General features: G+C 68.1%; 30 protein-coding genes and 1 tRNA gene. 13 read left to right on the top strand and 18 right to left on the bottom strand.

The window, feature by feature from the left end:
* On the bottom strand, nucleotides 1–2,052 hold a 2,052-nt coding region (locus RMN86_RS05950), incomplete at its 3' end, for a hypothetical protein (protein ID WP_309604914.1).
* Nucleotides 2,053–2,238: 186 nt separating this feature from the next.
* On the opposite strand from RMN86_RS05950, the gene RMN86_RS05945 reads away from it, so the two are divergent.
* The 3 genes from RMN86_RS05945 to RMN86_RS05935 all read left to right on the top strand — a co-directional run bounded on the left by RMN86_RS05945 (nucleotide 2,239) and on the right by RMN86_RS05935 (nucleotide 4,346).
* Nucleotides 2,239–2,622 (top strand): YciI family protein, encoded by a 384-nt coding sequence (locus RMN86_RS05945; RefSeq protein WP_309604913.1) that lies wholly within the window; start codon nucleotides 2,239–2,241, stop codon nucleotides 2,620–2,622.
* Nucleotides 2,619–3,872: an RNA polymerase sigma factor gene (locus RMN86_RS05940; protein ID WP_309604912.1), complete on the top strand. Its 1,254-nt coding sequence runs from the start codon at nucleotides 2,619–2,621 to the stop codon at nucleotides 3,870–3,872. The genes RMN86_RS05945 and RMN86_RS05940 overlap by 4 nt, the downstream gene beginning before the upstream one ends.
* A gap of 75 nt (nucleotides 3,873–3,947) precedes the next feature.
* Entirely contained in the window at nucleotides 3,948–4,346 is a 399-nt protein-coding gene (locus RMN86_RS05935; protein WP_309604911.1) for a hypothetical protein, read from the top strand.
* Here the strand turns inward: RMN86_RS05935 and RMN86_RS05930 are convergent.
* Nucleotides 4,343–4,663, bottom strand: a complete 321-nt coding sequence (locus RMN86_RS05930; RefSeq protein ID WP_309604910.1) for a hypothetical protein — start codon at nucleotides 4,661–4,663, stop codon at nucleotides 4,343–4,345. The genes RMN86_RS05935 and RMN86_RS05930 overlap by 4 nt on opposite strands.
* Nucleotides 4,664–4,768: 105 nt before the next feature.
* Here RMN86_RS05930 and RMN86_RS05925 point away from each other — a divergent pair, with 105 nt between their 5' ends.
* Nucleotides 4,769–5,197, top strand: coding sequence for a VOC family protein (locus tag RMN86_RS05925; RefSeq protein ID WP_309604909.1), 429 nt, complete (start codon nucleotides 4,769–4,771; stop codon nucleotides 5,195–5,197).
* A gap of 25 nt (nucleotides 5,198–5,222) precedes the next feature.
* On the top strand, nucleotides 5,223–5,618 hold the full coding sequence (locus tag RMN86_RS05920; RefSeq protein ID WP_309604908.1) for a DoxX family protein: 396 nt from the start codon (nucleotides 5,223–5,225) through the stop codon (nucleotides 5,616–5,618).
* Between the two features lie 15 nt (nucleotides 5,619–5,633).
* On the opposite strand, the gene RMN86_RS05915 is transcribed toward RMN86_RS05920, so the two are convergent.
* The 3 genes from RMN86_RS05915 to RMN86_RS05905 all read right to left on the bottom strand — a co-directional run bounded on the left by RMN86_RS05915 (nucleotide 5,634) and on the right by RMN86_RS05905 (nucleotide 7,829).
* The gene (locus RMN86_RS05915; RefSeq protein WP_309604907.1) at nucleotides 5,634–6,035 is read right to left on the bottom strand and encodes a DUF1801 domain-containing protein; all 402 of its coding nucleotides are present in this window, start codon (nucleotides 6,033–6,035) and stop codon (nucleotides 5,634–5,636) included.
* Between the two features lie 254 nt (nucleotides 6,036–6,289).
* Entirely contained in the window at nucleotides 6,290–7,399 is a 1,110-nt protein-coding gene (locus RMN86_RS05910) for a Fic family protein (protein WP_309604906.1), read from the bottom strand.
* 345 nt (nucleotides 7,400–7,744) lie between these two features.
* Nucleotides 7,745–7,829, bottom strand: a tRNA-Leu gene (locus RMN86_RS05905).
* Nucleotides 7,830–8,180: 351 nt separating this feature from the next.
* On the opposite strand from RMN86_RS05905, the gene RMN86_RS05900 reads away from it, so the two are divergent.
* The 3 genes from RMN86_RS05900 (at nucleotide 8,181) to RMN86_RS05890 (ending at nucleotide 10,882) form a co-directional block, all read left to right on the top strand.
* Nucleotides 8,181–8,555 carry a ferrous iron transport protein A gene (locus RMN86_RS05900; RefSeq protein ID WP_405041323.1) on the top strand — a complete coding sequence of 125 codons (375 nt, stop codon included), beginning with the start codon at nucleotides 8,181–8,183 and terminating at the stop codon, nucleotides 8,553–8,555.
* Nucleotides 8,552–10,441: a ferrous iron transporter B gene (locus RMN86_RS05895; RefSeq protein ID WP_309604905.1), complete on the top strand. Its 1,890-nt coding sequence runs from the start codon at nucleotides 8,552–8,554 to the stop codon at nucleotides 10,439–10,441. Before RMN86_RS05900 ends, RMN86_RS05895 begins: the two co-directional genes overlap by 4 nt.
* A 135-nt stretch (nucleotides 10,442–10,576) precedes the next feature.
* A complete protein-coding gene (locus tag RMN86_RS05890) occupies nucleotides 10,577–10,882 on the top strand; it encodes a hypothetical protein (protein WP_309604904.1) in 306 nt (101 codons plus the stop codon).
* A 15-nt stretch (nucleotides 10,883–10,897) separates the two neighbouring features.
* Here RMN86_RS05890 and RMN86_RS05885 read toward each other — a convergent pair whose 3' ends face one another.
* From RMN86_RS05885 to RMN86_RS05860, 6 genes are read right to left on the bottom strand one after another with little or no spacing between them, the layout of a single operon-like run.
* The gene (locus RMN86_RS05885) at nucleotides 10,898–12,112 is read right to left on the bottom strand and encodes a hypothetical protein (protein ID WP_309604903.1); all 1,215 of its coding nucleotides are present in this window, start codon (nucleotides 12,110–12,112) and stop codon (nucleotides 10,898–10,900) included.
* 30 nt (nucleotides 12,113–12,142) lie between these two features.
* The gene (locus RMN86_RS05880; RefSeq protein WP_309604902.1) at nucleotides 12,143–12,637 is read right to left on the bottom strand and encodes a MarR family winged helix-turn-helix transcriptional regulator; all 495 of its coding nucleotides are present in this window, start codon (nucleotides 12,635–12,637) and stop codon (nucleotides 12,143–12,145) included.
* Nucleotides 12,634–13,638, bottom strand: a complete 1,005-nt coding sequence (locus RMN86_RS05875; RefSeq protein ID WP_309604901.1) for a fumarylacetoacetate hydrolase family protein — start codon at nucleotides 13,636–13,638, stop codon at nucleotides 12,634–12,636. Before RMN86_RS05875 ends, RMN86_RS05880 begins: the two co-directional genes overlap by 4 nt.
* A gap of 12 nt (nucleotides 13,639–13,650) precedes the next feature.
* On the bottom strand, nucleotides 13,651–13,923 hold the full coding sequence (locus RMN86_RS05870; RefSeq protein ID WP_309604900.1) for a hypothetical protein: 273 nt from the start codon (nucleotides 13,921–13,923) through the stop codon (nucleotides 13,651–13,653).
* Complete coding sequence (locus tag RMN86_RS05865; RefSeq protein ID WP_309604899.1) at nucleotides 13,920–15,053, bottom strand: homogentisate 1,2-dioxygenase; 1,134 nt, start codon at nucleotides 15,051–15,053, stop codon at nucleotides 13,920–13,922. Before RMN86_RS05865 ends, RMN86_RS05870 begins: the two co-directional genes overlap by 4 nt.
* Nucleotides 15,053–16,042, bottom strand: coding sequence for an isoaspartyl peptidase/L-asparaginase (locus tag RMN86_RS05860; protein ID WP_309604898.1), 990 nt, complete (start codon nucleotides 16,040–16,042; stop codon nucleotides 15,053–15,055). Before RMN86_RS05860 ends, RMN86_RS05865 begins: the two co-directional genes overlap by 1 nt.
* A gap of 58 nt (nucleotides 16,043–16,100) precedes the next feature.
* Between RMN86_RS05860 and RMN86_RS05855 the strand changes: the two genes are divergently transcribed.
* Nucleotides 16,101–16,310 carry a hypothetical protein gene (locus RMN86_RS05855; protein ID WP_309604897.1) on the top strand — a complete coding sequence of 70 codons (210 nt, stop codon included), beginning with the start codon at nucleotides 16,101–16,103 and terminating at the stop codon, nucleotides 16,308–16,310.
* A gap of 18 nt (nucleotides 16,311–16,328) precedes the next feature.
* Here RMN86_RS05855 and hppD read toward each other — a convergent pair whose 3' ends face one another.
* Nucleotides 16,329–17,444, bottom strand: coding sequence for a 4-hydroxyphenylpyruvate dioxygenase (gene hppD, locus RMN86_RS05850; protein ID WP_309604896.1), 1,116 nt, complete (start codon nucleotides 17,442–17,444; stop codon nucleotides 16,329–16,331).
* A gap of 43 nt (nucleotides 17,445–17,487) precedes the next feature.
* A complete protein-coding gene (locus RMN86_RS05845) occupies nucleotides 17,488–17,919 on the bottom strand; it encodes a PEP-CTERM sorting domain-containing protein (RefSeq protein ID WP_309604895.1) in 432 nt (143 codons plus the stop codon).
* Between the two features lie 214 nt (nucleotides 17,920–18,133).
* Between RMN86_RS05845 and RMN86_RS05840 the strand changes: the two genes are divergently transcribed.
* From RMN86_RS05840 to RMN86_RS05825, 4 genes are all read left to right on the top strand, one after another.
* The gene (locus RMN86_RS05840; protein ID WP_309604894.1) at nucleotides 18,134–18,712 is read left to right on the top strand and encodes a YqaA family protein; all 579 of its coding nucleotides are present in this window, start codon (nucleotides 18,134–18,136) and stop codon (nucleotides 18,710–18,712) included.
* Nucleotides 18,713–18,738: 26 nt separating this feature from the next.
* Nucleotides 18,739–19,242, top strand: a complete 504-nt coding sequence (locus tag RMN86_RS05835; protein ID WP_309604893.1) for a disulfide bond formation protein B — start codon at nucleotides 18,739–18,741, stop codon at nucleotides 19,240–19,242.
* Complete coding sequence (locus RMN86_RS05830) at nucleotides 19,239–19,802, top strand: demethoxyubiquinone hydroxylase family protein (RefSeq protein ID WP_309604892.1); 564 nt, start codon at nucleotides 19,239–19,241, stop codon at nucleotides 19,800–19,802. The genes RMN86_RS05835 and RMN86_RS05830 overlap by 4 nt, the downstream gene beginning before the upstream one ends.
* A 181-nt stretch (nucleotides 19,803–19,983) precedes the next feature.
* The gene (locus RMN86_RS05825) at nucleotides 19,984–20,181 is read left to right on the top strand and encodes a hypothetical protein (protein ID WP_309604891.1); all 198 of its coding nucleotides are present in this window, start codon (nucleotides 19,984–19,986) and stop codon (nucleotides 20,179–20,181) included.
* Here the strand turns inward: RMN86_RS05825 and RMN86_RS05820 are convergent.
* The 5 genes from RMN86_RS05820 to RMN86_RS05800 form a co-directional block, all read right to left on the bottom strand.
* Nucleotides 20,178–21,233: a PLP-dependent cysteine synthase family protein gene (locus tag RMN86_RS05820; RefSeq protein WP_309604890.1), complete on the bottom strand. Its 1,056-nt coding sequence runs from the start codon at nucleotides 21,231–21,233 to the stop codon at nucleotides 20,178–20,180. The two genes, RMN86_RS05825 and RMN86_RS05820, sit on opposite strands and share 4 nt — an antisense overlap.
* A gap of 145 nt (nucleotides 21,234–21,378) precedes the next feature.
* Entirely contained in the window at nucleotides 21,379–21,642 is a 264-nt protein-coding gene (locus RMN86_RS05815; RefSeq protein ID WP_309604889.1) for a hypothetical protein, read from the bottom strand.
* Nucleotides 21,642–21,809 (bottom strand): hypothetical protein, encoded by a 168-nt coding sequence (locus tag RMN86_RS05810; protein ID WP_309604888.1) that lies wholly within the window; start codon nucleotides 21,807–21,809, stop codon nucleotides 21,642–21,644. The genes RMN86_RS05815 and RMN86_RS05810 overlap by 1 nt, the downstream gene beginning before the upstream one ends.
* A gap of 86 nt (nucleotides 21,810–21,895) precedes the next feature.
* On the bottom strand, nucleotides 21,896–22,834 hold the full coding sequence (locus RMN86_RS05805; RefSeq protein ID WP_309604887.1) for an ornithine cyclodeaminase family protein: 939 nt from the start codon (nucleotides 22,832–22,834) through the stop codon (nucleotides 21,896–21,898).
* 8 nt (nucleotides 22,835–22,842) lie between these two features.
* Nucleotides 22,843–24,507, bottom strand: a complete 1,665-nt coding sequence (locus tag RMN86_RS05800) for a hypothetical protein (RefSeq protein ID WP_309604886.1) — start codon at nucleotides 24,505–24,507, stop codon at nucleotides 22,843–22,845.
* Nucleotides 24,508–24,567 lie beyond the last annotated feature (60 nt).

The raw sequence follows: 24,567 nt of genomic DNA, 5'->3' as shown, positions 1-24,567 counted from the left end.
CGCCGCGGGCGTGGCGTCGGGCGATGCGGCCGGACGCGGCGGGCCGCCGCCGCGGCGTGGCATCAGCTTGGCCGCCGCGGCCAGCTCGGCGCGGTCCAGCGCGCCGTCCTTGTTGGTGTCGATCAGGGCGAAATATTTCTTCAGCATCTGACCGGGACCCTGCGGACCGCCCTTCAGTTCGGCAAATTCGATCTTGCCGTCCATGTTGTCGTCCAGCACGCCCATCATCAGGTTGCCCATCAGCATCTTTTCGTACTGCGGCGTCTGGTGGGCGACGGTCTCATCGACCCAGCGATAGTGCAGGTAGGTGGCCATCATCTCCTCGCTGGTCTGCTCGCCCCAGACCACGGTGTGCTTGGGATCGGGGTTGCCCGGATTGCGGCTGGAGTTGTCGTAGGTCCAGCGGGCGATGATCTTCGAGCCGGCGGGAACCTTCAGCGGGGTCTTCAGGAAATACTCGTACTGCCAGTTGAAATCGTAGCGCGGCAGGGAGAGCAGCTTCTCCTCGCGGCCGTTCGGATAGAGGATCGAGACATTGGCCGAGCCGCCGCGCTTGTGGGCGTGCGGGGTGATTCCATAGAGGATCGCGTCCTTCGGGAACTCGATGTACGACGTCTCGGGGTGGAATTCCTCGCCGGGCGGAATCTCGATGGAGAAATCGAAGATGCCGAAGGTGCGCAGCACGTATTTCGGCTCCTCGCCCTTCCTGTAGAAATAGAGGCCCATCTGGGTCTTCTCCACGGTCGGCCGGCCATAGGGCGTGTAGTGGTTCTGGAAGCCGATCCCGCCCGACGGGGGCACCCAGACCCCGGTGTCCCTGGGCTGGATGTTCGAGCCCCGGCCCGGGCCGTAACCGCCAAGCGAGGCGCCCCATTCGCTTTCCGCGGCCTGGCCGCCGATCTTCTGATCGCCCTGCACGACGCCGGTGAGGATGTGATGGACCACCTGGCGGTCGGAAATGCGGAAGGTGGTGGCCTTCATCCAGCGGCCTTCGGCCATGGCGTTGGGCACCACCGGGTGCTGATAGTCCATGATCCCCTGGGCCGGGATGCTGACGTCGGGCACGTCGAGCACCACGTCGGGCCTGCCGAGCGGCCAGTCGGGCGCCTGGAACCTGACCTTCGACAGCGGGTCGGCGCCGGTTCCGCGCGGCGCGCCGGCGTCGATCCAGTGGACCAGGGTCTTCATCTGCGTGGGCGTCAGGCGGTCGTCGTCCTGGAATGCGCCGACCGTCTCGTCGGCCAGATAGGGCGGCATGCGGTGGGTGCGGATCACTTCGCGGATCATCGGCGAGAAGCCCTTGATCTGCGCATAGGTGTTGAGCGGCATCGGCCCGATCCCGCCAGGCTGATGACAGGTGGCGCACTTGGCCTGGATGATCGGGGCGATGGTGCGGGCATAGGAGATGGAGGCGAAGGTTCCGGCCCGGGCGCGTTCGGGGAAGGCGATGACCTGGCCGCGCGCGGCGTGCGGCGCCAGGGTGACCTTGCGGCCGGCCCGCAGGGCGTCCAGCGCCTGGCGGACGAAGGGCTCGCCGCCGGGGCCGGTGACCGGACCGCGGTAGGTGATCGTCCATGTGCGCGGGTCGATGACGATCACCTCGCCGGCGCGGGTGACGCCCAGTTCCTCGCCGACCAGCTGCTCGTAGTCGAACAGGATCGGCATCTCGAGGCCGGCGGCCTTGGCGTCGGCGATGACGGTGTCGCGGCGCTCGCCGATGCGACTGTCGATGGCCAGAATGTCCACGCCCCTGCCGGCGAAGTCCGCCTTCAGAGACATCAGCGCCCTGGCGTCGGCGTGGATCGCCGGGTCGGCGCTTGCATAGGTCACCAGCACCACGGCCTTGTCGTCGGCCATGCGGTAGAGCTGGCCCGCCAGCAGGTTCGGGTCGGCGAGCATCAAGTCATCGACCGACGCCGGCGTCGCCATCGGGGCGTCGGCGGCGGCGCGGGCCAGGCCATGGTGCGAGCCACCCAGGGCGAGCGCGGCGGCGGCGGCCGCGGCGGCCAGCACCCCGACGCCCGCCATCCTGGCGTTGCGTAACGTCGTCATCTCCTGGCTCCCCAACGGTCGTGTCGCGCGCGAGCTTATCCTGGCTTGGATTGCACGCACATTTCTCAAGGTCGATGTCTGCCTCGGCTGCCGTTGCGCCACGCAAGGGCGCGCCCACAGATTTTTGCCCGCGCTGTCGGGGCGCGATAGGCTGGCGCGTCCTTTGCCCGACGAGGAACCCGCGCGATGCTCTACGCCCTGCTCTGCTACAATTCCGAAGAGGCGGTGGTCTCCTGGTCGAAAGACGAGGACGACGCGGTGATGGCGCGGCTGGGTGTGGTGCACGACCGCCTCGGCGCCGAGGGCAAGCTCGGCCCGTCGCTGCGGCTCATGCCGACGACGGCGGCGACGACCCTGCGCAAGAGCGATCCGCCCATGGTGCTCGACGGCCCGTTCGCGGAGACCAAGGAGCAGCTGCTGGGCTTCTATGTCGTCGACTGCGACGACCTTGAGGAGGCCCTGGGCGTCGCGCGCGAGCTTGGCCAGGCCAACCCCGGGGGCGCCTATGAGATCCGGCCGTTGCGGCTGTTCCTGCCCGGCGGGTTCTCGGCGGAGACCGCCGCCCAATGAGCGACCCCGCCTGGATCGACGCCGCCCTGACCTCGGCCCGTCCCCAGGCGATCGGCGCCCTGCTGCGCTATTTCCGCGACCTCGACACCGCCGAGGAGGCCTATCAGGAGGCCTGCCTGCGGGCGTTGCGGACCTGGCCGATCAAGGGGCCGCCGCGCGACCCGGCCGCCTGGCTGATCCTGGTCGGGCGCAATGCGGCGCTGGACGGCGTGCGCAAGACCGGCCGGCAGACCGCTCTGCCGCCCGAGGACCAGATTTCCGACATTGACGACGTCGAGACGCCGATGGCCGAGCGGCTGGACGGGGCGCACTACCGCGACGACATCCTGCGGCTGATGTTCATCTGCTGCCATCCGCAGTTGCCGGCGACCCAGCAGATCGCACTTGCGCTGCGCATCGTCTCGGGACTGACGGTCCGCCAGATCGCCCGCGCCTTCCTGGTCGGCGAGGCGGCCATGGAACAGCGCATCACCCGGGCCAAGGCGCGGATCGCCAGGGCCGAGACGCCCTTCGAGACCCCCGGCCCGGTGGAACGGTCCGAACGGCTCGCGGCGGTTCTGGCCATGGTCTATCTGCTGTTCAACGAGGGTTATTCCGCCGGCGCTGACCGGGCCGAGGCGCGGGGGCGGTTGAGCGACGAAGCGATCCGGCTGGGCCGTCTGCTGCTGCGGCTCTTCCCCGCCGAGCCGGAGGTCATGGGCCTGACCGCGCTGATGCTGCTGCAGCACGCGCGCGCCGCCGCACGGTTCGACGCCGACGGAGCGATCATCCTGCTGGACGATCAGGACCGGCGCCGCTGGAACCGCGATCTGATCGCCGAGGGTCTGGCGCTGATCGACAAGGCCATGCGCCATCGCCGCGCCGGGTCCTATCAGCTGCAGGCGGCGATCTCGGCGATGCATGCGCGCGCCGCAACGGCGCAGGCCACCGACTGGCGCGCCATCGAGGAGCTCTATGCCGCGCTGGAGATCCTGACGCCGTCGGCGGTGGTGACGCTGAACCGGGCGGTGGCGGCGGGTAAGGCGCGCGGACCCGCAGAGGCGCTGGCGATGATCGAGCCCCTGGCCCAGGCGCTGGGCGGCTATTTCTATTTCCATGGCGCACGCGGCGCCTTCCTGCTTGAGCTCGGCCGCGCCGGCGAGGCCCGCGAGGCCTTCGACCGCGCCATCGCACTGGCCAACAGCGCCGCCGAAGCCGCCCATATCCGCGGCCAGATCGACCGGCTGACGGCGGCCGCCAAGGCGGGTTGAGAAAGCCGCCGTGCGTTTCGGCGCCTCCGTTCCGCCGCTGATCCCGTAGACTGTCGCGGGTTGGAGAGCGGATCGATGAGCTGCGGTCGAATTTCGGGACTTGCGGTGCTTGCCGCCGCGCTGGCGGCCACCGCGGCCGGCGCCCAGCCGCTCGTCCTGTCGCCCTACCACTTCTCGGTCGGGTCGGTAGCGCTTCCGGTCAATGCGCCCGTCACGCCGGCCCGCCCGGCGCCCGATCTCGCCAACCCGCTTGACGCCCTGGCCCCCACGACTCTCCAGGCCAATGCGATGCAGAGCGCGGTGTTCGCCAGGACCGCTGTCGAGCACCGGTTCTCACGCCGCCAGGACATCACCGGCTCACTGGGCTTGCTGTGCGGCCTGCAGCCCGGCCATACCGAAAGCGGAGGCGGGGCTTACGGCTCCGACCCGCACGGCCGCTTCGTCGGCGCCCGGCTGAGCTTCGCGTTCCGCTAGCGGATCTTGACCTGGACGTTGCCGTTCGGCGTCTCCAACAGGAACGCGTCGCCGGATTTCTTGTCCTTGGGATAGGCCACACACGTCTCGTTGGGATCGGCGTTGGAACTCGTGCAGAGCTTGTCGCCGTCGATCCGCCAGGCGCCGGTGACCTGCCCGTCCATCGCCGTGAACTTGCCGTCCGGTGTATAGGTGACGGGGATCTCCATGTCGCCCAGCGTCAGGATGATGCCGTGGGTGGTTACCTCCGTCAGGGTGGTCGCGACGGCCGGTGAGGCCAGCGCCAGGGCCGTTAGTCCGATCAGCAGTTTGCGCATTCTCAAGTCTCCGCGGGTTTGGCCGCCCATGTGAAAAACTCGCACGCCCTGTCGGCGTCGCCTAGCCTCGTGCGTCCTTTGGGCGGAACCTTGAAGGAGGCCGCCATGAGCGCGAACCGAATGCCCGAAATCACCCCGGGCTCCATGCCCAGACCAAAGGGCGGCATCGTCAGCTACCTGCAGGTCAGCGACGCGGCCGCGGCGTCGGCCTTCTATCGGCGGGCCTTCGGCGCGTTGGAGGTCAACCGGCTGCTGCATCCGGACGGCAAGCGGATCATCCATTGCCACCTCTATCTGAACGAGGGCTCGCTGATGCTCAACGACGCCTTCCCCGACCAGGGCATGCCGCTGGTGGCGCCCGCCGCCTTCACGCTCACCCTGATGGTCGATGACATCGACGCCTGGTTCAAGCGCGCGGCCGACGCCGGCTGCGAGGTGATCTCGCCGGTGGCGACCATGTTCTGGGGCGACCGCTACGCCGCGCTGAAGGATCCCTTCGGCGTCAACTGGGCGATGAACGAGGGCGCGGCCTGAGGCCCGGCCGGACGGGGAAAAATCGATGACCGACACCACCACCCCAAGACCCGTGCGGATCGCCGGCTGGGCGCTGACCGGGCTGTTCACCGCCTTCATGATCTTCGACGCCGGCATCAAGCTCGCCCGCCTGCCGATCGTTGGGAAGACCAGCGCCGAGATCGGCCTGCCCGCCGGCAGCGGATTTGGGCTCGGGGTGATGGAGGCGGTGCTTTTGGGGCTCTACCTCTTTCCCCGCACAGCGGTGCTGGGGGCGATCCTGGTCTCCGGCCTGATGGGCGGGACCGCCGCGATCCACTGGGTCCACGGCAGCCCCTGGCCCAGCCACATCCTGTTCGGACCCTATCTGGCGGTGTTCGCCTGGGGCGGGCTGTGGCTGCGCGACGCACGGCTGCGGGCGCTGATGCCCTGGCGCGCCTGACGCCGCGCCCCGCGGTCAGCCGGGGGACGTCTCGCGCCAGGCGGCGGTGACGAGGTCCTCGAGCACGCCCGCGTCCACGTCGGCCAGCTTGTTGATATAGAGGCAGCCCTTGCCGACGCCGTGCTTGCCCAGCCGCGCCAGCCGGTCGTCCCACCCCGCCGCATGTTTCAGATAAAGCACCAGCGACGCTTTGCGGGGCGCAAAGCCGATGGCCGGCGTCTCGCCCTGCTTGCCGCTGGCGAGATCGTACTTGCGGGCGCCGAAGCCGACGATGCTCGGCCCCCACATCCTGGGCTCCAGCCCGCTCACCCGACGCATCAGCGCACAGAGCGCCGCGCCGTCGGCCGGCCTCGGCGAGGCGGAGATGAAGTCGGCCACATCGGCCCCGGTCGCCACGGTCTTCGCCTGATAGTGCATGGCGGGGTCAGCGGGCCGGTGCTGGTAAGGCCGCAAGCCGGCCTGCCGTCATTTTGCACATTCCCTTAAAGCTCGCGTGCGCCCAATTCAGCGCCTTTCGACTTGGGCTTCAAGGCAGCGTTGCACGCATCGACCTCCAGCTACGATGGTCGAGTTTGCGGTCTTTGGCGCCGGGGCATCAAACATCGCCAAGGCTTCCTCGATCTCGCCAAGCCTGCAAAGCGTCACCGCCAGCGCTCCGAGGTTTGTTATCACTATGCCGGCTTGGCGAGAGAGTAGCTGGTGCTACGTCCGCCGCCAGCGTCCTTCACAAGCATGGCCTTTTTTACCAAGTCATTGATGTCGCGGGAGGCTGTGTCCTGGGAGCACTTGGCGAGAGCCGCATACTTGGACGAGGTCAGCTTGCCTTCGAAGCCATTGAGCAGGCGATTGAGGACCAAGCGCTGGCGGCCATTGATCTGCGCGGCGGAATGGGTTTCCCAGAATCGGGCCTTCGCCAAGACCGAAGCCATGATGATCTCGGCGCCGTCAAATGCACGATCGAGACAACCGAGAAACCAGTCGATCCAGGCGGTGATGTCGAGACCGCCTTTTTGGGTGCGCTCCAGGATTTCATAGTAGGTTTTTCGCTCGGCCCGAATTTGCGCCGACATGCTGTAAAACCGCCTCGGGCTTTGCTCTGACCTCGCGAGCGCCATATCGGCGATTGCGCGTGCGATACGGCCATTGCCGTCCTCAAACGGGTGAATGGTGACGAACCATAGATGGGCGAGCGCCGCTCCGAAAACGGGATCGACAGTCTCCTTGCCGCTGAACCAGGCGAGGAAGGCGCGCATGTCGCCTTCGAGCTTTCCGGCGCCTGGCGCTTCATAGTGGACCCGCTCGCGACCGATGGGCCCGGAGACGATCTGCATCGGACCCGATTGCGTGTCGCGCCAGGCGCCAACTCTGATTTTCTTCATACCGCTGCGCCCTGTGGGAAACAGAGCGGCATGCCAATCGAACAGGCGCTCCTTTGTGAGGGGCGCTCCGTAGTTCTGTGTGGCGTCCAGCATCATCTCGACCACGCCTCCAACATAGCGGTCAGCGGGAAGTAGCGCCCCGACATCCATGCCAAGACGTCGTGCGATTGAGGAGCGCACCTGATCGCGGTCGAGGATCTCGCCTTCGATTTCGCTGGATTTGAGAATTTCTTCGGTCAGCGATTGGAGAACGGCTTCGGCCCGTAGCTGAAGGCCGAGGGCCTCCATGCGGCCGATGAGAAGGCCCTGATGATGACGAACAGCCCCAAGCTTCGATGCGAGCTTCTCATGGCTCCAGGTAAAGTTTGGCCAGCCGCTGAGTTCGTGGATATATTCTGCCATTCACCGCACCTATTGCGGAGATTATGCAGCTCATTCCTCGCAAATTGCAATTCAAATGTCCGCGGAACATGCGGAGATTAGTCCAGTCAATCTCCGCAAAGCGATAGCCAAAAGGCCCGTAACGCCCACGGTAATACGCTTAACGGAGGCGCATCTCCGTAGAAGCAGCCTGGCGATCGCTTGGTCCGCCAGAGCCGAGGCCGGCCGACGCACGAACGGCGCAGCCATCCCGATCTCGCGGCCGAAGTCCTCCCAAATGGTGGGCGTGAACTGCTTCGGCGTGGCGGGCTTGCCGCCTTTCATAGCCAAAGCGCGGCCCATGCTCAGAGTCCGCCGTGCATGGGGTGGTGCCCCCGGTCGGACTCGAACCGACACACCTTGCGGTACCGGATTTTGAGTCCGGCGCGTCTACCAATTCCACCACAGGGGCACGGGAACGCCCTATAGCGGCGGCGGCGGGGTTCGCCAACCTGCGGTGGCGGGTCGCACCGGGTCGCACAGGGCAACGAACTCGGGTTAATTTGTCAGGCACCCCCCTAAATTCTGTCATCCCGGACGGCCTGAAAGGCCGCGCCGGGACCCAGAACGGCCTGTGCGGGGACTCTGGGTCCCGGCGCTTCAGCCTGCGTGCGCAGGCTTACGGCCGGGATGACAGAGAATATTTGTAGTCTGTTAATCTGAGTTCGGTGCCCTGGGTGAGGTCGCACCTTGCGGATCGACATCGGCGTGCGTAACTGATAATCAATCGCAACTGATCTTTGCCCGCAGAGTTCCCGTGCCGATGTTTGCCGATCGCACCCCGTCCTCCCAGTCTGTCGCCTCCCAGTCTGTCGCCTCCCAGTCTGTCGCCTCCGCCGCGTCCGGTCCGGCCGGCGCCGTGCGGCTGAGCGCGGCCCGGCCCGGTGATCGCGGCGTGATCGTCGATGTCCGCGCCGAGAGCCATCCGGGCGACCACGGCGTGGCGGTGGACGAGCTGCAGCGCCGGCTGCTGGAGTTCGGCTTCGTCGAGGGCGCCCATGTGGAGGTGCTGCATGAGGGCGCCATCTGGCGCGACCCGATCGCCGTGCGGCTGGACGACATGCGCATCGGCCTGCGCCGCCGCGACGCCGAGGACGTCTGGGTCCTGCTGGACATCACCGCGCCCGCCAAAAGATGAGCGACACGACGCTGCCGACGGGCATCGCGCCAAGCGCCAGGGTGGCTCTGGTGGGCAACCCCAACTCCGGCAAGACGGCGCTGTTCAACGCGCTCACTGGCAGCCGCCAGAAGGTGGCCAACTACGCCGGCGTCACCGTCGAGCGGAAGGAGGGCCAGGTGGTCACGGCCAGCGGGCGACCGCTGTCGGTGCTCGACCTGCCGGGGACCTATTCGCTGCGCGCGCGCAGTCCCGACGAGGTGGTCACCCGCGACGCGGTGCTGGGCAGGCTGGCGGGGGAACAGGCGCCCGACGTGCTGATCTGCGTGGCCGACGCCACCAACCTGCGTCTGGTGCTGCGGCTGATCCTGGAGCTGAAGGCGGTGGGCCGGCCGATGGTGCTGGCGCTCAACATGTACGACATCGCCCAGCGCCAGGGCCTGCGCATCGACCTCCAGGGCCTGGCCCGCGACATCGGCTGCCCGATCGTCACCACCGTGGCCACCCGCAAGCGGGGGATCGAGGATCTGGTGGCCCAGGTCGACGGGCTGATCGCCGCGGGCGCGCTTGCCGCCGGCAACACCTGGCGCGAACCGGACGCGCACGCGATCCGCGACGCCCATCGTGAGGCTCAGCGCATCCTCAAGGCCAATGTGCAGGCGCCGGAGCGGCCCGACACCTTCACCGGCAAGGTGGACGCCGTCCTGCTGCACCCGGTCGCCGGCCTGGCGATCCTGCTCACCCTCCTGTTCGTGATGTTCCAGGCGGTGTTCACCTGGTCGAAGGCGGCCGGCGATCTGCTGGCCTCCGGGTTCGCGCTGCTGGGCGCGTTCCTGTCCGCCCACCTGCCGCCCGGCCTCCTGACCAGCTTCCTCACCGACGGGCTGATCTCCGGCGTCGGCAGCGTGCTGGTGTTCCTGCCGCAGATCCTGGTGCTGTTCTTCTTCATCATCCTCCTGGAAGACTTTGGCTACATGGCCCGCGCCGCCTTCCTGATGGACCGGATCATGGGCGGCGCCGGCCTGCATGGGCGGGCCTTCATTCCGCTCCTGTCCAGCTTCGCCTGCGCCATCCCGGGGATCATGGCGACCCGGGTGATCGACAACAAACGCGACCGGCTGACCACCATTCTGGTGGCGCCGCTGATGACCTGCTCGGCGCGGATCCCGGTCTACACCCTGATCATCTCGGCGTTCATTCCCAACCGCAGTGTGGCCGGGGTGCTGAGCCTGCCGGGCCTGGTGATGTTCGGGCTCTATGCGGCGGGGATCCTGTCGGCGCTGGGCGTCTCCTTCGTCACGCGGCGGCTGTTCTGGCGCGGCGCGGTGGAGCCTTTCCTGATGGAGCTTCCGGCCTACAAGACCCCCGATCCGCTGAACGTCGCGCGCAGCGTCCTGCTGCGCGGCCGGATCTTCATCACCCGGGCCGGCACCATCATCTTCCCCCTGATGATCCTTGTCTGGTTCCTGTCGTCCTTCCCCGGCGCCCCGGCGGGGGCGAGCGGTCCGGCGATCAACTACTCCATCGCCGGCAGGCTGGGACACCTGCTGCAGCCGCTGCTGGCGCCCATCGGCTTCAACTGGCAGATGACCGTGGCGCTGATCCCCGGCTTCGCTGCGCGCGAGGTGGCGGTGGCCGCGCTGGGCACCGTCTACGCCATCGGCAATACCGGCGCCGCCCCCGCCGCGCTCGCCACCACCCTGTCGCAGCACTGGTCGATCGCCACCGGACTGTCGTTCCTGGCCTGGTACGTCTTCGCCCCGCAATGCGCCTCGACCATCGGGGTGGTGAAGCGCGAGACCAACTCCTGGACCTGGCCGGCGGTGATGCTGATCTATATGACCGCGCTGGCCTACCTCGCCGCCCTGATCGTCTTTCAGGTCGCCAAGGCGTGCGGGCTGGGCTGACCGGCGCGGGCCGTACCGCGATCTCTAAACCTCAGGCTGTAGATTAATTGGCGATTCAACCTGCCCCTTAACCCGCCGCTAAACGCCCCTGTGCAAGCCTCGATCCGTCAAGCAGAAGACTGACGGGAGCCCACAATGACCAGCCAAGCCGCCGCCCCCGACAAGAAGCCGGTGCGCGGCACACAGACCCTCGCCAAGCGCGTCCGCGAAGCGCTCCTGTCGCTCGGCGGCGAGGCGCACCGCGGGCTGGTGATCGAGTCCGTGGCCCGCAAGCTCGGCCACGACGCCCGCCAGATCCCCGAGGAGCTGGAGGCCGCCCTGATCTGCTCCTTCGAGGACAACTGGCGCGACGAGCGCCGGCGCGCCGCCTACGGCTTCCACCTGCCGTTCGGCGAAGGCTCCCACCGCTGGAGCGTGGTGCGCGAACCGGCCTACCACTAGGCCGCCGCCGCGGGGCTACTCAGTAGCCTCGCTACGCTGAACCTGCTTGATCAGGCGATCCATCGCGTCCGCCCATTCTTCAGCATGGTTGGGAAGCAGTTGTTCAACCTTGACGCTGCTCCTTCCATCCGCTCCCGCAATGAACGGATATGAGTTCTCTGATCGTTGCACGACCTTGCCGCGCACCATACTGGCCAGATCCTGTTGATAGGGCATCGCCAGAGGACCCAATTTGTAGCTGGTCATGTCGGTCGCTACTCCGCCATCTTTACGGATATAGCCGAAGTTCACCGGCCCATTTGCGCCGCCTATCCATTTCAGATTGAGGCTGGCCTTCCACTCTGGCTCGACGCCGAAGTCCGCGATGCGATCGAGGAAACTGCGGATGGCAGCCGGCAGACGTTGATCGCGTTTGGCCATCTCCTCCATAAATTGATCTTCGGTAAGACTTGATCGAATTGCAGTCCCCGAAGTGAGGCCACGCGCTGGTGGCTCGATCACCACGCGGTCGTCGGCAATGCGTACGACGCCCCGCTCGATCAGGACGGTCTTCGCAACCGCTCGTGGCACGGCCAAGACAGCGCCGTCTTCCGCCTTGAAGAGTTCGATAGCGACGAGCGCAAAGGTGAACCGAGCGCCTGCGTGCGATTGCAACAAATCCGCCAGCGCCTCGGCTTCCGCGCGAACCCCGTCGCCCGCTGCGATGACGAGCATCCGACCCCGCTTTAGGTTGAGGGAAACCGCTTGGATGAAGGCAGGTTCGTCCAAGGCATCGGCACTCTCCGCAATCAGGGAGTGGAGCGATACTGGCTTGGGACCAGGCATGTCGCCCGCCAGCGCAGCGCGCTCGAACTCGTCGTAGCTCATACGCGCAAGGGCTGCTGCGTAGTCGAGCGCCTGGGCCACGACCAACCGCCGTGCTTCGAGGTTGCGCCACAGCTTGGTCTCCACAATGGCAATGCCGCCTTCGGCGGTGACAAACAGATTGTCGATGTAGCCATGCCCGCAAGCGACTTCCTTGGAGACCGGCAGTAGACGACCGAAGCCAGGTTCCAGCTCCGCAGTAGGTAGAACTTCGGGATGGGATTGGATCAAATCTTGAAGCCAGCGCTCGTCATAGCCATCCAGATTCGTTGAGCTCTTTGACGCGAGACTAAGCGGCTGGAGAGCACCCATCGAAGTGCCACGGATCAAGATCGGAAGCGTCGCCATGACGAGATCGTAGCCCATCGCGGTCTCAAGGCCAGACTTGGTTGGCGCTTAGCGAGGCGGATCGGCATCTCCCGCAAGCTGCCCCGCCGCCGATTGCAGGCGGGCCAGCAGGCGTTTGAGCAAGGTCACGTCGTCAGGGGCGAGGCCGGCGATCAGCGCCGACTCATAGGCCAGCGCCAGGGGGGCGATCTCGGCATGCAGGCCCGCCCCGTCCGCCGTCAGCGCCAGCACGTGCGACCGGCCGTCGGCCTGGTGGTCGGAACGGCCCACCAGATGGCGCTTTAGCAGCCCCTGGGCCGAGCGGCTCACCGTCACCTTGTCCATCATCGTGCGCGTCACCAGCTGGCCCTGGGTCAGTCCGCCGTCCTCGGCGAGCACGCAGATCAGCCGCCACTGCGGCACCGTCAGGCCGAAGCGGTCCTGGTAGGCGCGCGCGATCAGGCCGGAGACGGCGTTGGAGGCCACCGACAGGCGGTAGGGCAGATAGGCGTCGAGCCTGAACGCGCCGTCGCCGGTCCTGGCGCCGTCGCCGTCGGAACTCATGACCCGGCGACGACCTGTTCGATGGCGCCGAAGATCGAGTGGCGGCGGGCGTCGCGCATCTCGATGCGGAGGGTGTCGCCGGCGGCAAGGAACGGCGTCTTCGCCGCCCCGCCGGTCAGGGTTTCGACGGTGCGCAGTTCCGCGAGGCAGGAATAGCCGACGCCGCCGTCCGCCACGGCCTTGCCCGGCCCGCCGTCGGGGCCGCGATTGGAGACGGTGCCGGAGCCGATGATCGACCCCGCCGACAGGGTCCGGGTCCGGGCGGCGTGTGCGATCAGGGTTCCGAAGTCGAAGGTCATGTCGACGCCGGCGTCGGCCTCGCCCAGGGCCTTGCCGTTCAACTCCACCGACAGGGCGCCGGACAGCCTGCCGTCCTTCCAGCCCGGCAGGGCGTCGGTGGTCACCGCCACCGGCGAGAAGGCGCAGGCCGGTTTGGACTGGAAGAAGCCGAAGCCCTTGGCGAGTTCGCCGGGGATCAGGTTGCGCAGCGAGACATCGTTGCACAGCATTACCAGGCGCACCGCCGCCAGCCCCTGTTCGCGGGTCGCGCCCTGCGCTACGTCGCCGACGATCACCGCGATCTCGCCCTCCAGGTCGAGCCCCCAGGCGGGGTCAGACAGGGGGATCGGATCGCGCGGCGAAAGGAAGCCGTCCGAGCCGCCCTGGTACATCAGGGGATCGGTCCAGAAACTGTCGGGCATGTCGGCGGCGCGGGCCTGGCGGACCAGCGCCACGTGGTTCACATAGGCCGAGCCGTCGGCCCACTGATAGGCGCGCGGCAGGGGGCTGGCGGCCTGGTGCTCGTGGAAGCGCTCGCGCGGCACGGCGCCGTGTTCCAGGCTTTCCGCCAGGCCTCGGAGCGCCGGCTCGCAACCTTCCCAATGGTCAAGCGCCGCCTGCAGGGTGGGCGCGATATGGTGGGCCTCGGTGAACCAGGCGAGGTCGTTGGAGACCACCACCAGCCGCCCGTCGCGGCCGCCCTTCAGGGACGCAAGCTTCATGGGAACTCCTGTTCAGGCCGGCGTCGGCCGCGGGATCGTCCGGTGGAGCCTAACGCCTTCATCGTCGGCGCGGGGCTCGTAAACATTGACCTCGACACGAATATCGCCACCCGCCTCGACCTCCCACAGGTAGCTGCGTTCGAAACAGACCTCGCGGCCGGCCGGCGTGAAGCCCTCGAAGGTGTCACCCCAGGGCGTGTGGCCGCAAAGCGCCCGCCAGCCGGGCGCGCACGCCTGTTCAAGCTCCTCGCGCGCGGCGGCCTCCAGGTCGTCCTGGGCGCTCAATCCGCGGTCTTCCAGCTGTCGACGTAGGCGGGGTTCTCGACCGCCGAGGCCGCGGCGTCCACCTCCAGCGGGTCGCGGGTGTCGATCATCACGGCGTATTCGTCGGTGGCGGGTCTCGGCTGGACCAGCATGTTCTTCAGCGCCTTGGGATGCGGCCCATGGGTGAACCCCGACGGGTGGAACGTCATCATCCCGGCCTCGATGTGGTCGCGGCTGAAAAAGTCGCCGGCGTGGTAGAACAGCACCTCGTCGAAGTCGTCATTGTTGTGGAAGAACGGCACCTTCAGGGCGCCGGGATCGGTCTCGAACGGGCGGGGCGCGAAGGTGCAGACCACGAAGCGGTCGCTGACGAAGGTCGTGTGGACGCTCGGCGGCAGGTGATAGCGGTGGCTGGAGACCGGCCGCAGGTCGGCGACGTTCAGGCGCACGGGCGCGAGATCGCCGTGCCAGCCGACGGCGTCGAGCGGATTATAAGGGAAGGTCACCGTCGAGACCTCGCCACGCTTCTTGATCTCCACCCGATAGTCGCCGGGTTCGTTCTGCTGGGCCGTGAAGGCGTCGTCGATGGCCGGGGTTTCCAGCATGGCGGGATCGAACAGGGCATGGCCGCCGAGCAGGCCCTTGTCCGGCAGGCCGAAGTGGCTGTTGGTGGCCTGGATCATCAGGATGGCGGCGGGCTGCGAAGGGCGGAGCCGCCACATGGTCCCCCGCGGCAGATAGAGATAGTCGCCGGCCCGAAAACTCAGCCGCCCATAGTCGCAGTAGAGGTCGCCCGCGCCGGCGTGGATGAACAGCAGCTGGTCGCCGTCGGCGTTGCGGGCCAGGGCCGGCATGGCGGTCGCTAGCTTCCAGAAGCCGATCTCCACGGCGGCATTGTGCAACACCCTTCCCGCCGCCCAGGGGCTGGGCTCGGCGGCGCCCACGCCGTTGAGGTCGAAGGCCCGCGGCCTGAGCGGGCCCTCGAAGCGGGTCCAGCCGGTCGGCGGTCGCCGGTGGTGGAGGAACGCGGCCGGGCCGAAGAACCCCTCCTTGGAAATCTCCCGCTCATAGGTGCCCGCCGGCATGTCGGCGTGGGCTTGGCGCGAGTGCAGCCCTTGCGCGCCACGCACGGGAATCCAGTTACGGGCCATCAGGCTTCGTCCTTGTAGATCGCCACCGTCATCGCCTGATCGTCGGCGACGCGCGCACGGTACATCCCGGAGGTGTTGAAGCTCCAGGCCATCTGTCCGTCGGGGGCGACAGCGATCACCCCGCCCTGACCGCCCAGCGCGGTGAGCTCGTCCTGGATCACCCGGTCGACGGCGGCCTGCAGCGACAGGCCCCGCAATTCGACCAGGGCGCAGATCGCATGGGCGACGCCGAGGCGGATGAAATACTCGCCCTCGCCGGTGCCGGAGACCGCCGCCGAGCGGTTGGAGGCATAGGTTCCCGCGCCGATCAGCGGGCTGTCGCCGATCCGGCCCCAACGCTTGCCGGTGGTGCCGCCGGTGGAGGTGCCGGCCGCCACATCGCCATGGGTGTCGCGAGCCACCGCGCCGACGGTGCCGCGCTTGCCCTCGTCGTGGGCCAGGGCGGCAAGGGTCTGGTCCGCTGACCCGCCCGCCGGCCTGGCCGGGATCGCCAGGCCCTCGCGGCCGAGCTGTTTCTCCAGCGCCCGCCAGCGCCGCTCGACAAAGAAGTAGCCTGGATCGACCCGGTCCAGTCCCTGGGAGAGGGCGAAAGCATCCGCGCCGGCGCCCGCCAGCAGGACGTGGTCGCTGCGCTCCATCACCGCGCGGGCCAGCGAGATCGGGTTGCGGGCGCGGCCGACGCCGGCCACGGCCCCCGCGGCGAGGGTCGCGCCGTCCATGATCGCCGCGTCGAGCTCGACCCGCCCATCGGCGGTGAACACCGACCCGCGCCCGGCGTTGAACAGCGGGTCGTCCTCCAGCACACGGATTGCGGCTTCCACCGCATCGAGCGCTGTCCCCGCGACGCGCAGCACCTCGGCGCCGGCCTGCGCCGCGCGGGCCAGGGCGGCGCGATAGGCCGTGTCCTGCTCCGGCTTCAGGTCGGCCCGCGCAATGACGCCAGAGCCGCCGTGGACCACCAACGACCAGCCAGGGATCGCCTCACTCATGATCGATCCAGCGGATCAGTGATTTGGCGATTTCCAAGGATTATCCTATCTCCCCATCATGTCCGAAGTGACCGACATCGTTGTCCCGCTGCTTCAGCGCATCCAGGCCGAGGTCACCCGCATGTCCGCCGATATGGCGAACATGAAGCAGGACCTGCACAACATCAAAATCCGCATGACCGGCGTCGAAGAGAATTTCGGCGCCATGAACCGCCGGATGGCCAGTTCGACCGGCGGCTGGAGCGCATCGAACGCCGGCTTGACCTGATCGAAGCCTGACACAGCTCTACGCCTTCTGGGCCGGCAGTACGCCCCGCCGCATCTGGTCGAGTTCGATCGACTCGAACAGCGCCTTGAAGTTGCCCTCGCCGAAGCCCTCGTTGCCCTTGCGCTGGATCAGCTCGAAGAAGATCGGGCCGATCATGTTCTCGGTGAAGATCTGCAGCAGCAGCCCTTGGCCCTCGGTGGGGGCGCCGTCGATCAGGATCCTGTCGGCGCGCAGGCGCTGGACGTCCTCGCCGTGGCCCGGGACGCGCGCCTCGATCCCTTCGAAATAGGCGTCGATGGTGTCCTGAAAGCGGACCCCGCGATCCCGCATCGCCTCGACCGACTGGTAGATGTCGCGGGTTCCCAGGGCGACGTGCTGGATCCCCTCGCCCTTGTAGTCCTTGAGGAACTCCTCGATCTGGGAATGCTCGTCCCGGCTCTCGTTGAGCGGGATGCGGATCTTGCCGCAGGGGCTGGTCATGGCCTTGGAGACCAGGGCCGTCTGCTTGCCCTCGATGTCGAAATAGCGGATTTCGCGGAAATTGAAGATGCGCTCGTAGAAGTCCGCCCACAGGGCCATGTTGCCGCGCTGCACATTGTGGGTCAGGTGGTCCAGATAGGTCAGGCCGGTGTCGTTGGCCGCCATCGCCTCGGCGGCGCCCGGGATCGGCACGAAGTCGACGTCGTAGATTTCCTGGGCTCCGTAACGGTCGACCAGGTACAGGTTCGAGCCGCCGATCCCCTCGATGGCCGGGATGTTCAGTTCCATCGGGCCGACGGGACCCAGGACCGCGACCGCGCCGCGTTCGACCGCCATCTTCAGCGCCTTGGCGGCATCCGTCACGCGGAACGCCATGGCGTTGGCGGACGGTCCGTGGATCTGGCGGAAGTCGGCTGGCTGACCGGCGGCTTCCATGTTCAGGATGAAATTGATGTCTCCCTGGCGGAAGCGCAGAACGTTCTTCGATCGATGCTTCGCGACCGCGGTAAAGCCCATCAGCTCGAACAGGCCCTTCAACCGCTCCGGCTCGGGCGAGGTGAACTCGACAAATTCAAAGCCGTCCGTGCCAAGGGGATTTTCGAACAGATCGCGCGTGGCTGTCGACGGCGCCTGCGGCTGGGTCTCGACGGTCATGGCTGGCTTCTCCACTGGGGGAGTCAGTTAGTATCACATGATACTAACTCGCGAAAGGCGCGCGCGACCGGTTCCGGAGCGCCCGGGTTTTGTGCGCCGCGCGCCGCATCCGGAACATGGCCCCGGCCATGCCCAGGCCCGCGATCATCATCGTCCATGCCACCGGCTCGGGAATGGAAGCCACACCCACGTCGGCGACGCCGGGCATGCCGTTGCGACTTGAGGTCCAGCGATTGAGGTTGAATCGATCGCCTCCCAGCCCATCCCCCGGCGGGCTGTCGAGCGACCCGAGGCCGCGCACCGCGTCGGGCCCGGCGGGCGTCTGGACGAACGCGCTCAGCGCCCGATCAACCGATGGAACCGCCAGTCGCCCCGCCAGGGACTCGCCGTCAGCGTCCACGGCGAAGGTGGCGGCTCCGGCGGATCCCGTCATGGCCAGGCTCAACGCGCCAGCCGCAAATCGTCTTGCCAGCATATCGGTCTCCTGGGCCAAAACGACCAACCGAGACACAATCTATAGTCGCGCCTTCCCCGGGAGAAGGCGCTTTCACTGCAATCATACGTAGATTTTCGCAGGGGCCGGATTCTGCGCCAGCCGCAGGTCAGTTTCCAGGCGGTCGGCTGCGCAAGCGCCGAGACAAGCCGTTGCGCGCCTGCTAGCCCAGACCCTAAGACTTCAGGGATCGCCGATGCTTCGAAAGACCTATGACGGGGTGATGGCGCTGGCGGCCTCGCGTCACGCGATGCTGGCGCTGGCGCTGGTGGCCTTCGCCGAAAGCTCCTTCTTCCCGATTCCCCCCGACATAATGCTGGCGCCCATGGTCGCGGCCCGACCGCAGCGCGCCTACGTCTACGCCGGCGTCTGCACCGTCGCCTCGGTGCTCGGGGGGTTCCTGGGCTACGCGATCGGTGTGTTCCTGGCGCCGCTGGCCCATTCCATCCTGGCCTTCTTCGGCCATGCGAACGGGCAGCAGGAATTCCAGGCGTGGTTCGCGCGCTACGGACTCGGCGTGATTCTGTTCAAGGGGCTGACGCCAATCCCGTACAAGCTGGTGACGATTACGTCCGGCTTGGCGCGGTTTGACCTGTTTACCTTTGCTTGGGCCTCCGTCCTGACCCGTGGTGCGCGGTTCTTCGCCGAGGCGACGGTGCTGAAATTCTATGGTCCAGCGATTCTGGCCGAGATCGAAAAGCGACTGACGGCCTACGTCGTTGTCGGCGTGGCGGTGCTGGTCGGCGCTGTGGTGCTCGTGAAGGTCTTGGGTTAGACGCAGAATTGCGCTTCTATCCGGCGATGTTGCAACCTGTCCTCGATCGCTGGCGGTTCTGCGCGCTGCTGGCGTCCGGCGCCATGCTGGCCGCGGCCCATGCCTTCCAGAGGTTCGGCGGATTGGCGCCCTGCGAACTCTGCCTCAAGCAGCGGACCGTCTACTGGGTGGCTGCGGGCTTCGCCGCCGCCGCCATGGTGGCGGTGCGCATGCCAGGTGGTCCCAGGCTTCGAGAGGCCAGTTGCTGGGTGCTGGCCCTGGTGTTTCTCACCGGCGCCGGGATCGCCGGCTATCACGCGGGCGTCGAGTGGCGGTTCTGGCCGGGGCCGGCGAGCTGTTCGGGATCCGGAACTGTCACGGCGGCGGCGCTTAAAGACCTGCTGAACGGCGCGGGGCAGCACATGCCGGCCTGTGATCGGGCGGCGTGGGTGTTCGCCGGTCTGTCGATGGCTGGCTGGAACGCGCTGGCGTCCCTGGGGCTGGCGGGGCTGAGCGTCGCCGCATCGGTGCGCGAACGGAGCAAGCGATGAGCGGCAAGCCGATCCCGCCCCGGCCCGGACAGGGCGCGCGCGCCGCGCGCCTGGCCGAGATCCTGCGCGTCGATCACGCCGGCGAAATGGCGGCCGTGGCGATCTATCGCGGCCAGCGCGCGGTGCTTGGCGGCGCGTCTGGCCATCAGAGGATCGCCGGTCAGCTTGCCCACATGGAGACTCAGGAAGCCGCCCACCTGGCCCGCTTCGAGGCGCTGCTGACCGAGCGGCGGGTGCGGCCAACGGCGCTGGCCCCGGTCTGGCGGATGGCCGCCTTCGCGCTGGGCGCCGGGACCGCCCTGATGGGTGACAGCGCCGCCCACGCCTGCACAGAGGCGGTCGAAAGCGTCATCGAAGTCCACTATGCCGACCAGATCGCCGAGTTGTCCGGGCGTGAGCCGGAGCTTGCCGCCGAACTGGCGACCTTTCGCCAGGAAGAACTGGCCCACCGCGACCTGGCTGTCGAGGAAGGCGCCCGCGAGGCGCCTGGCTACGCCGTGCTGGCGGCCGTGATCCGCGCGGGCTGCCGCGCGGCGATCAGGATCAGCGAGAACCTGTAGCGCCTATATCGGGGCGGTTGTGTCGGGCCGCCAAGTGCAGCCTGAAGGGACTCGCGCGACTCTCATAGTTCTGCTTTTGTTCCGACAAGGAGTCGAACATGGCGGACGGCGCATATCGGATCGTCGAGACCTGGCCGGCCTGGCCCAGGCTCAATCAGGCGCTGGCGGCGCGCTCCAGCCTATGGGCGGTCTGCCGTTGTGGGCGCGAGGCCGCGATCGACCCTGGCCCTGGGTCGGCCAGGGGCTGGGCCGCCAGGCCACGGCGCAGCTGGAGACGCGGCTGCGCTGCATCTGCGGCGCGCGCCGCGCGCGGCTGGAAATCCGCGGCCTCTCCGAGGCGCCGCAGGGCGGCGCTGGCGGGATCTACGTCTTTCGCTAAGCCGCCGGCGGCGGGTCGGCGAACATTGGGCTCGAGCGCAGGATCGCGATCTCGGCCTCGGTCATCTCGGCGGGAACATCGGCGAACAGCGGGGTCGACAGGTAGCGTTCGCCGGTATCAGGCAGCATGGCCAGGATGTTGGTTCCCTTGGGCGCATCGGCGGCAATCTTCAGCGCTCCGGCAAAGGTCGCTCCCGAGGTAATGCCGCAGAAAATGCCTTCCTGGGTGGCCAGATCCTGGCTGAGCCGGATCGCCTCGGGTCCGGGGATCGGCATCAGCTGGTCGATCAGGCCCGCGGCCACGGCGTCGCCGGTGAGCTTGGCGATGAAATCGGGGGTCCAGCCCTGCATGGGGTGTGGCTTCCAGGCCGGATGGCCGGCCGACGGTGAGCCGTCGGGGTTCATCGGCTGGATCTCGCCGCTGGCGATCAACCCCGCGTCCGACGGTTCGCAGACGACAATCCGGGTCTTGGGGCTCCTCTCGCGCAGCACGCGGGCGACTCCCTTCAGTGTGCCGCCGGTGCCGTAGCCGGTGACCCAATAGTCCAGTTGCTCGCCGGAGAAATCGGCCAGAATCTCCGCGGCCGTGGTCCGCGAGTGCATGTCGGCGTTGGCTTCGTTCTCGAACTGGCGGGTCATGAACCAGCCGTGGGCCTCGGCCAGTTCGGCTGTCTTGGCCAGCATGCCGGTGGCCCGCAGCGCGGCGGGGGTGAGGATCACCTTGGCGCCCAGGAACCGCATCAGCCGGCGCCGCTCGATGGAGAAGCTGTCGGCCATGATGACCACCAGGGGATAGCCCTTGGCCGCGCAGACCATGGCCAGGCCGATGCCGGTGTTGCCGCTGGTGGCCTCGACGACGGTTTGGCCTGGCTTCAGCTCGCCCGATGTCTCGGCCGCCTCGATGACCCCCAGGGCCAGGCGGTCCTTCACCGAGCCCAGCGGATTGAAGGCCTCGACCTTGACGTAGAGATTCACGCCGGGGGGCGCCAGGCGGTTGATCCGCACCACCGGCGTATTGCCGATAGTCCCCAGAATGCTGTCGTATCTGGCCATGTCGCGCCTCCGAAGCAGGAAGCCAGACTGAAACGCCGGGCCCTTCAGCAAGTCAATCGCGGGCGGAGCGCGGATACGGACCTGGAGTATTTCCGCGTGACCTGGATCACATCCACCGTTGGGGAAAGCGTGACGGGGAAGCCCCCTAACGGCCGCCGCCGCCGGTGATCTCCTTGATCAGCGCCTGCACCGGGGCCTTGCCGCCGACGCTCCAGACCACCTTCAGATAGGCCAGGGTGTTGGCCGCGCCGTCCTCGAACTTCCACTCGCAGCCATCGAAACGGCAGCTATCGAACGCCGGCGGCGCGCCGCCGGAGAACACCATCCGACAGTCGCGGAACTCGCAGTCGGCATATTCCTCGCCATCGAGGGTGACGGTCTCGTGATTGTAGATCGTGCCGGCGGGCATCAGCCCTCGTCCTGGTCTTCGTCGGTGTCGTCGGCGGGCGCGGGTTCGCCGGCGGCGCGGGCGCGTTCACGCTGTTCGCGCTTGGCGGCGGCCTTCTCGGCGACCTTGATGGCCTTCAGCCGGTCGCGCTCCATGCGCTCGAAATTGTAGTTGGGCTTGCGCGCCATTTCCGGGACTCCATCAGGGGCGGCCGAGCGCGAGCCCGACCGGGGCGAACGCCTATCCTAGCGCCGCGCGCGCGGCAATCGGGCGATCAATCGGCAAGTTCGAAAAGCGCCTGGGCCGCGGCGAGGTCCTGCACCACGTGGCCGAGGGACTTGTAGACCGTGATCTGGTCGGCGGACTGGCGGCCAACCAGCGCGCCGTCGAGCACCTGGCCGATCTCGCCAACCACATGATCGTCGCCGATCAGGCCGGCCGCCTTGGCCCGCAGGAACTCCGCCCCCTGGGCCAGCACCCCCTCACGGCTGTCGGCAATGAAGCGGGCGCGGACGACCAGGTCGTCGTCCACCTCGACCGGACCGGCAAAGCCTGAGCCGACCAGGTTGACGTGCGCGCCAGGCGCCACCCATCGGCCCAGCAGTACGGGGTCCGCGGCATTGGTCACCGTACAGATGATGTCGGCCTCGGCGACGCAGGCCCGCGCGGTCGCCTGCGCGATGACCGGCAGGGCGAGTTCCGCCGACAGGCGCTCGGCGAAGGCCCCCGCGCGATCAGCGGAGCGCCCCCAGACGCCGATGGCGCTCAGCGGCCGCACCTTGGAGATCGCCCGGGCATGGGTGGCGGCCTGTTCGCCACAGCCGAGGATCGCCAGGCGATGCGCGTCCGGGCGAGCCAGGACATCGGTGGCCACCGCGCTGGCCGCGGCGGTGCGGATGGCGGTGACCTCCCCGGCGTGGACCACGCAGACCGGCGCGCCACTCTCCGCGTCGAACAGCACGACCACACCCTGGTGCGACTGGATCCCCTTGGCGCCGTTGCCCGGGAAAACGCTGATCAGCTTGGCGCCGAACATCGCCCGTTCGCCCAGCGCGCCCGGCATGATGCCGAACAGCCGGCCTTCGCCAAGCGGGATGATCGCGCGCAGCAACTGGCGGGTCTCGCCACGGGAAAGCGCGATCATGGCGCGGCGGATCAGCGGGATGCAGACCTCATAGGTCAGCCGCGCCTGCACCTCTGTCCGGTCGATCATCCGCATGCCTATCCGCCCCTGAACAGTCGCCGGCGGCCCGCGCCCTCGCGCCACTGGTCGGCCTCGGTCAGCACCCAGCCGAAGGCCGAGCCGATGGCGCCCCGCGCGGCTTCGACATCCTGTGTCGCATCAAGGCGATGGAGAATCCTCTGCAGCCGCGCGGCGACGGCATGGCTTCGCTCGGCCTGTTCTCCGAACTCCAGCTTCGCTTCCAGGGCCAGCGCCGCGGCGCCGACGGCGGGCATGACGACGCTGGCCATCAGCACCAGGCCGCCGAACCAGGCCGGCAGGGTCGTTCCGGTCTGGTGGGAGACCACATCGGCGACCGCGAACCCGGCAAGCGTCAGGACCAGCAGTCCAAAAGCGGCGTCCTCGGCCAGGCCGATGCGGTGGGCGATGCGTCCATTCCGCGCCGCCTGCTGGCGGTGATAGGCGATCTGTCCGCCGATCACCTCGCGGGTGGCCCAGACCGTCCAGCGTCGCATGCGATCAGCGTCCATCACCCCGGACGGCGGGCTCGCCTGACGCAGGATCGGCCGCCCGAGCCGCTGATGCTCGTCGCGGGTGGCCGGCGAGCCGGCGCCGCGCGTGCTGAGGCCCAAGGCCCAGGCCGCGCGCTCCAGGCGGATCTGTTCGGCGAGACGCCGTTCATCGGTCCAACGCTCGTGCCGCCGGGCATGGGCCGCGGTCCACCAGACGGCGAAGGCGGCCAGCGCCAGCCCGAGTTCCAGCAGCACGACCGGCAGTTTCATCTGAGGCCAGATGGACGGCGCCGAGCCCACGGTGGCCGCGAAAACCGCGGCGGCCAACAGCAGAATCTGTTCGGAGCGATGGACTGCGGAAAGCCGCGTCGCGCGCAGATCGCTGGCCTGATAGGCCTCGGTCAGGGTCTTGAACCCGGGCTGATCGGCCAGGTCCGGCGGGATTTCTTCCTGCGGCAGCGGCGGCCCGGCGCGGCCTCCGGTCACTCGCTGAAACAACGAATAGGTGCGCCACAGCCAAAGGTGCAGCCAGCGGGCCAGGCGGTTTTCGCCCTTGGCCGGCGGCGGCTGGGCGCCGGTCCGGGCGAAGATGGCGCGCAAACCCTCGGCGCTGGCCGGCTCGATCATCGCCGGGTGGCCGTCCCTCAGGCCATCCAGCCATTCGGCGAAGTCGAACTCCTGCAGCGCTTCCGGAGTGGCTCGGACCAGCCGGATTTCGACGCTGCCGGGGGTGATCCACAACACCGGCAGGCCCGCGGTGATCGCCAGGCGGACGGTGTCGGCGGTCCCGCCGGCTCCGCGCGCGCGCTCGCCGCTCCAAACCACGACAAGCAGATCTGACTGGGCCAGGATCCAGCGCGACTGAGCCAGATGCGCGCTGCGGCCACAGTCCTCGGTTCGTGCGCCGTCCAGCCAGGTCGCGGACTGATCGGCCGGGTCGGTCCGGGCGCTCGCCGCCGGCAGGAACGGGAAGACCGCATGCACCTGCCCAAGCCCCGCCTCGTTCCAGGCCTGCACCGCGACCCGGTCCGCGCCATGCGCCAGGCCGGTCAGCAGTCGGGCCGGGGCCAGGCCCGCCGCCGTCAGCATGGCGAAGCCTTCCGCCACCCGCAGCCGCAGTTCCGCGAGATCGCCAAGCTCGGGCTCGCGATTGTGACCGGCGAAAGCCACCTGAAGCTGGATTGCGCTCACGATCGTCGGTCCCCCACGGCGGCGCAGACCTTAGCCTGTTGCAACCGTCCGGGGGAGCCG

Origin of the sequence: Phenylobacterium sp. (assembly GCF_031360265.1) — a bacterium.
Classification (GTDB): domain Bacteria; phylum Pseudomonadota; class Alphaproteobacteria; order Caulobacterales; family Caulobacteraceae; genus Phenylobacterium.
This window is presented reverse-complemented; position numbering and strand designations above follow the sequence as displayed.

What these genes read in the sequence shown, in the direction of transcription:
- RMN86_RS05945 (WP_309604913.1), top strand. Translation starts at nt 2,239, where the DNA reads ATGCTCTACGCCCTGCTCTGCTACAATTCCGAAGAGGCGGTGGTCTCC.
- RMN86_RS05940 (WP_309604912.1), top strand. Translation starts at nt 2,619, where the DNA reads ATGAGCGACCCCGCCTGGATCGACGCCGCCCTGACCTCGGCCCGTCCC.
- RMN86_RS05935 (WP_309604911.1), top strand. Translation starts at nt 3,948, where the DNA reads ATGAGCTGCGGTCGAATTTCGGGACTTGCGGTGCTTGCCGCCGCGCTG.
- RMN86_RS05930 (WP_309604910.1), bottom strand. Translation starts at nt 4,663, where the DNA reads ATGCGCAAACTGCTGATCGGACTAACGGCCCTGGCGCTGGCCTCACCG.
- RMN86_RS05925 (WP_309604909.1), top strand. Translation starts at nt 4,769, where the DNA reads ATGAGCGCGAACCGAATGCCCGAAATCACCCCGGGCTCCATGCCCAGA.
- RMN86_RS05920 (WP_309604908.1), top strand. Translation starts at nt 5,223, where the DNA reads ATGACCGACACCACCACCCCAAGACCCGTGCGGATCGCCGGCTGGGCG.
- RMN86_RS05915 (WP_309604907.1), bottom strand. Translation starts at nt 6,035, where the DNA reads ATGCACTATCAGGCGAAGACCGTGGCGACCGGGGCCGATGTGGCCGAC.
- RMN86_RS05910 (WP_309604906.1), bottom strand. Translation starts at nt 7,399, where the DNA reads ATGGCAGAATATATCCACGAACTCAGCGGCTGGCCAAACTTTACCTGG.
- RMN86_RS05900 (WP_405041323.1), top strand. Translation starts at nt 8,181, where the DNA reads ATGTTTGCCGATCGCACCCCGTCCTCCCAGTCTGTCGCCTCCCAGTCT.
- RMN86_RS05895 (WP_309604905.1), top strand. Translation starts at nt 8,552, where the DNA reads ATGAGCGACACGACGCTGCCGACGGGCATCGCGCCAAGCGCCAGGGTG.
- RMN86_RS05890 (WP_309604904.1), top strand. Translation starts at nt 10,577, where the DNA reads ATGACCAGCCAAGCCGCCGCCCCCGACAAGAAGCCGGTGCGCGGCACA.
- RMN86_RS05885 (WP_309604903.1), bottom strand. Translation starts at nt 12,112, where the DNA reads ATGGGCTACGATCTCGTCATGGCGACGCTTCCGATCTTGATCCGTGGC.
- RMN86_RS05880 (WP_309604902.1), bottom strand. Translation starts at nt 12,637, where the DNA reads ATGAGTTCCGACGGCGACGGCGCCAGGACCGGCGACGGCGCGTTCAGG.
- RMN86_RS05875 (WP_309604901.1), bottom strand. Translation starts at nt 13,638, where the DNA reads ATGAAGCTTGCGTCCCTGAAGGGCGGCCGCGACGGGCGGCTGGTGGTG.
- RMN86_RS05865 (WP_309604899.1), bottom strand. Translation starts at nt 15,053, where the DNA reads ATGGCCCGTAACTGGATTCCCGTGCGTGGCGCGCAAGGGCTGCACTCG.
- RMN86_RS05860 (WP_309604898.1), bottom strand. Translation starts at nt 16,042, where the DNA reads ATGAGTGAGGCGATCCCTGGCTGGTCGTTGGTGGTCCACGGCGGCTCT.
- RMN86_RS05855 (WP_309604897.1), top strand. Translation starts at nt 16,101, where the DNA reads ATGTCCGAAGTGACCGACATCGTTGTCCCGCTGCTTCAGCGCATCCAG.
- hppD (WP_309604896.1), bottom strand. Translation starts at nt 17,444, where the DNA reads ATGACCGTCGAGACCCAGCCGCAGGCGCCGTCGACAGCCACGCGCGAT.
- RMN86_RS05845 (WP_309604895.1), bottom strand. Translation starts at nt 17,919, where the DNA reads ATGCTGGCAAGACGATTTGCGGCTGGCGCGTTGAGCCTGGCCATGACG.
- RMN86_RS05840 (WP_309604894.1), top strand. Translation starts at nt 18,134, where the DNA reads ATGCTTCGAAAGACCTATGACGGGGTGATGGCGCTGGCGGCCTCGCGT.
- RMN86_RS05835 (WP_309604893.1), top strand. Translation starts at nt 18,739, where the DNA reads ATGTTGCAACCTGTCCTCGATCGCTGGCGGTTCTGCGCGCTGCTGGCG.
- RMN86_RS05830 (WP_309604892.1), top strand. Translation starts at nt 19,239, where the DNA reads ATGAGCGGCAAGCCGATCCCGCCCCGGCCCGGACAGGGCGCGCGCGCC.
- RMN86_RS05825 (WP_309604891.1), top strand. Translation starts at nt 19,984, where the DNA reads ATGGGCGGTCTGCCGTTGTGGGCGCGAGGCCGCGATCGACCCTGGCCC.
- RMN86_RS05820 (WP_309604890.1), bottom strand. Translation starts at nt 21,233, where the DNA reads ATGGCCAGATACGACAGCATTCTGGGGACTATCGGCAATACGCCGGTG.
- RMN86_RS05815 (WP_309604889.1), bottom strand. Translation starts at nt 21,642, where the DNA reads ATGCCCGCCGGCACGATCTACAATCACGAGACCGTCACCCTCGATGGC.
- RMN86_RS05810 (WP_309604888.1), bottom strand. Translation starts at nt 21,809, where the DNA reads ATGGCGCGCAAGCCCAACTACAATTTCGAGCGCATGGAGCGCGACCGG.
- RMN86_RS05805 (WP_309604887.1), bottom strand. Translation starts at nt 22,834, where the DNA reads ATGATCGACCGGACAGAGGTGCAGGCGCGGCTGACCTATGAGGTCTGC.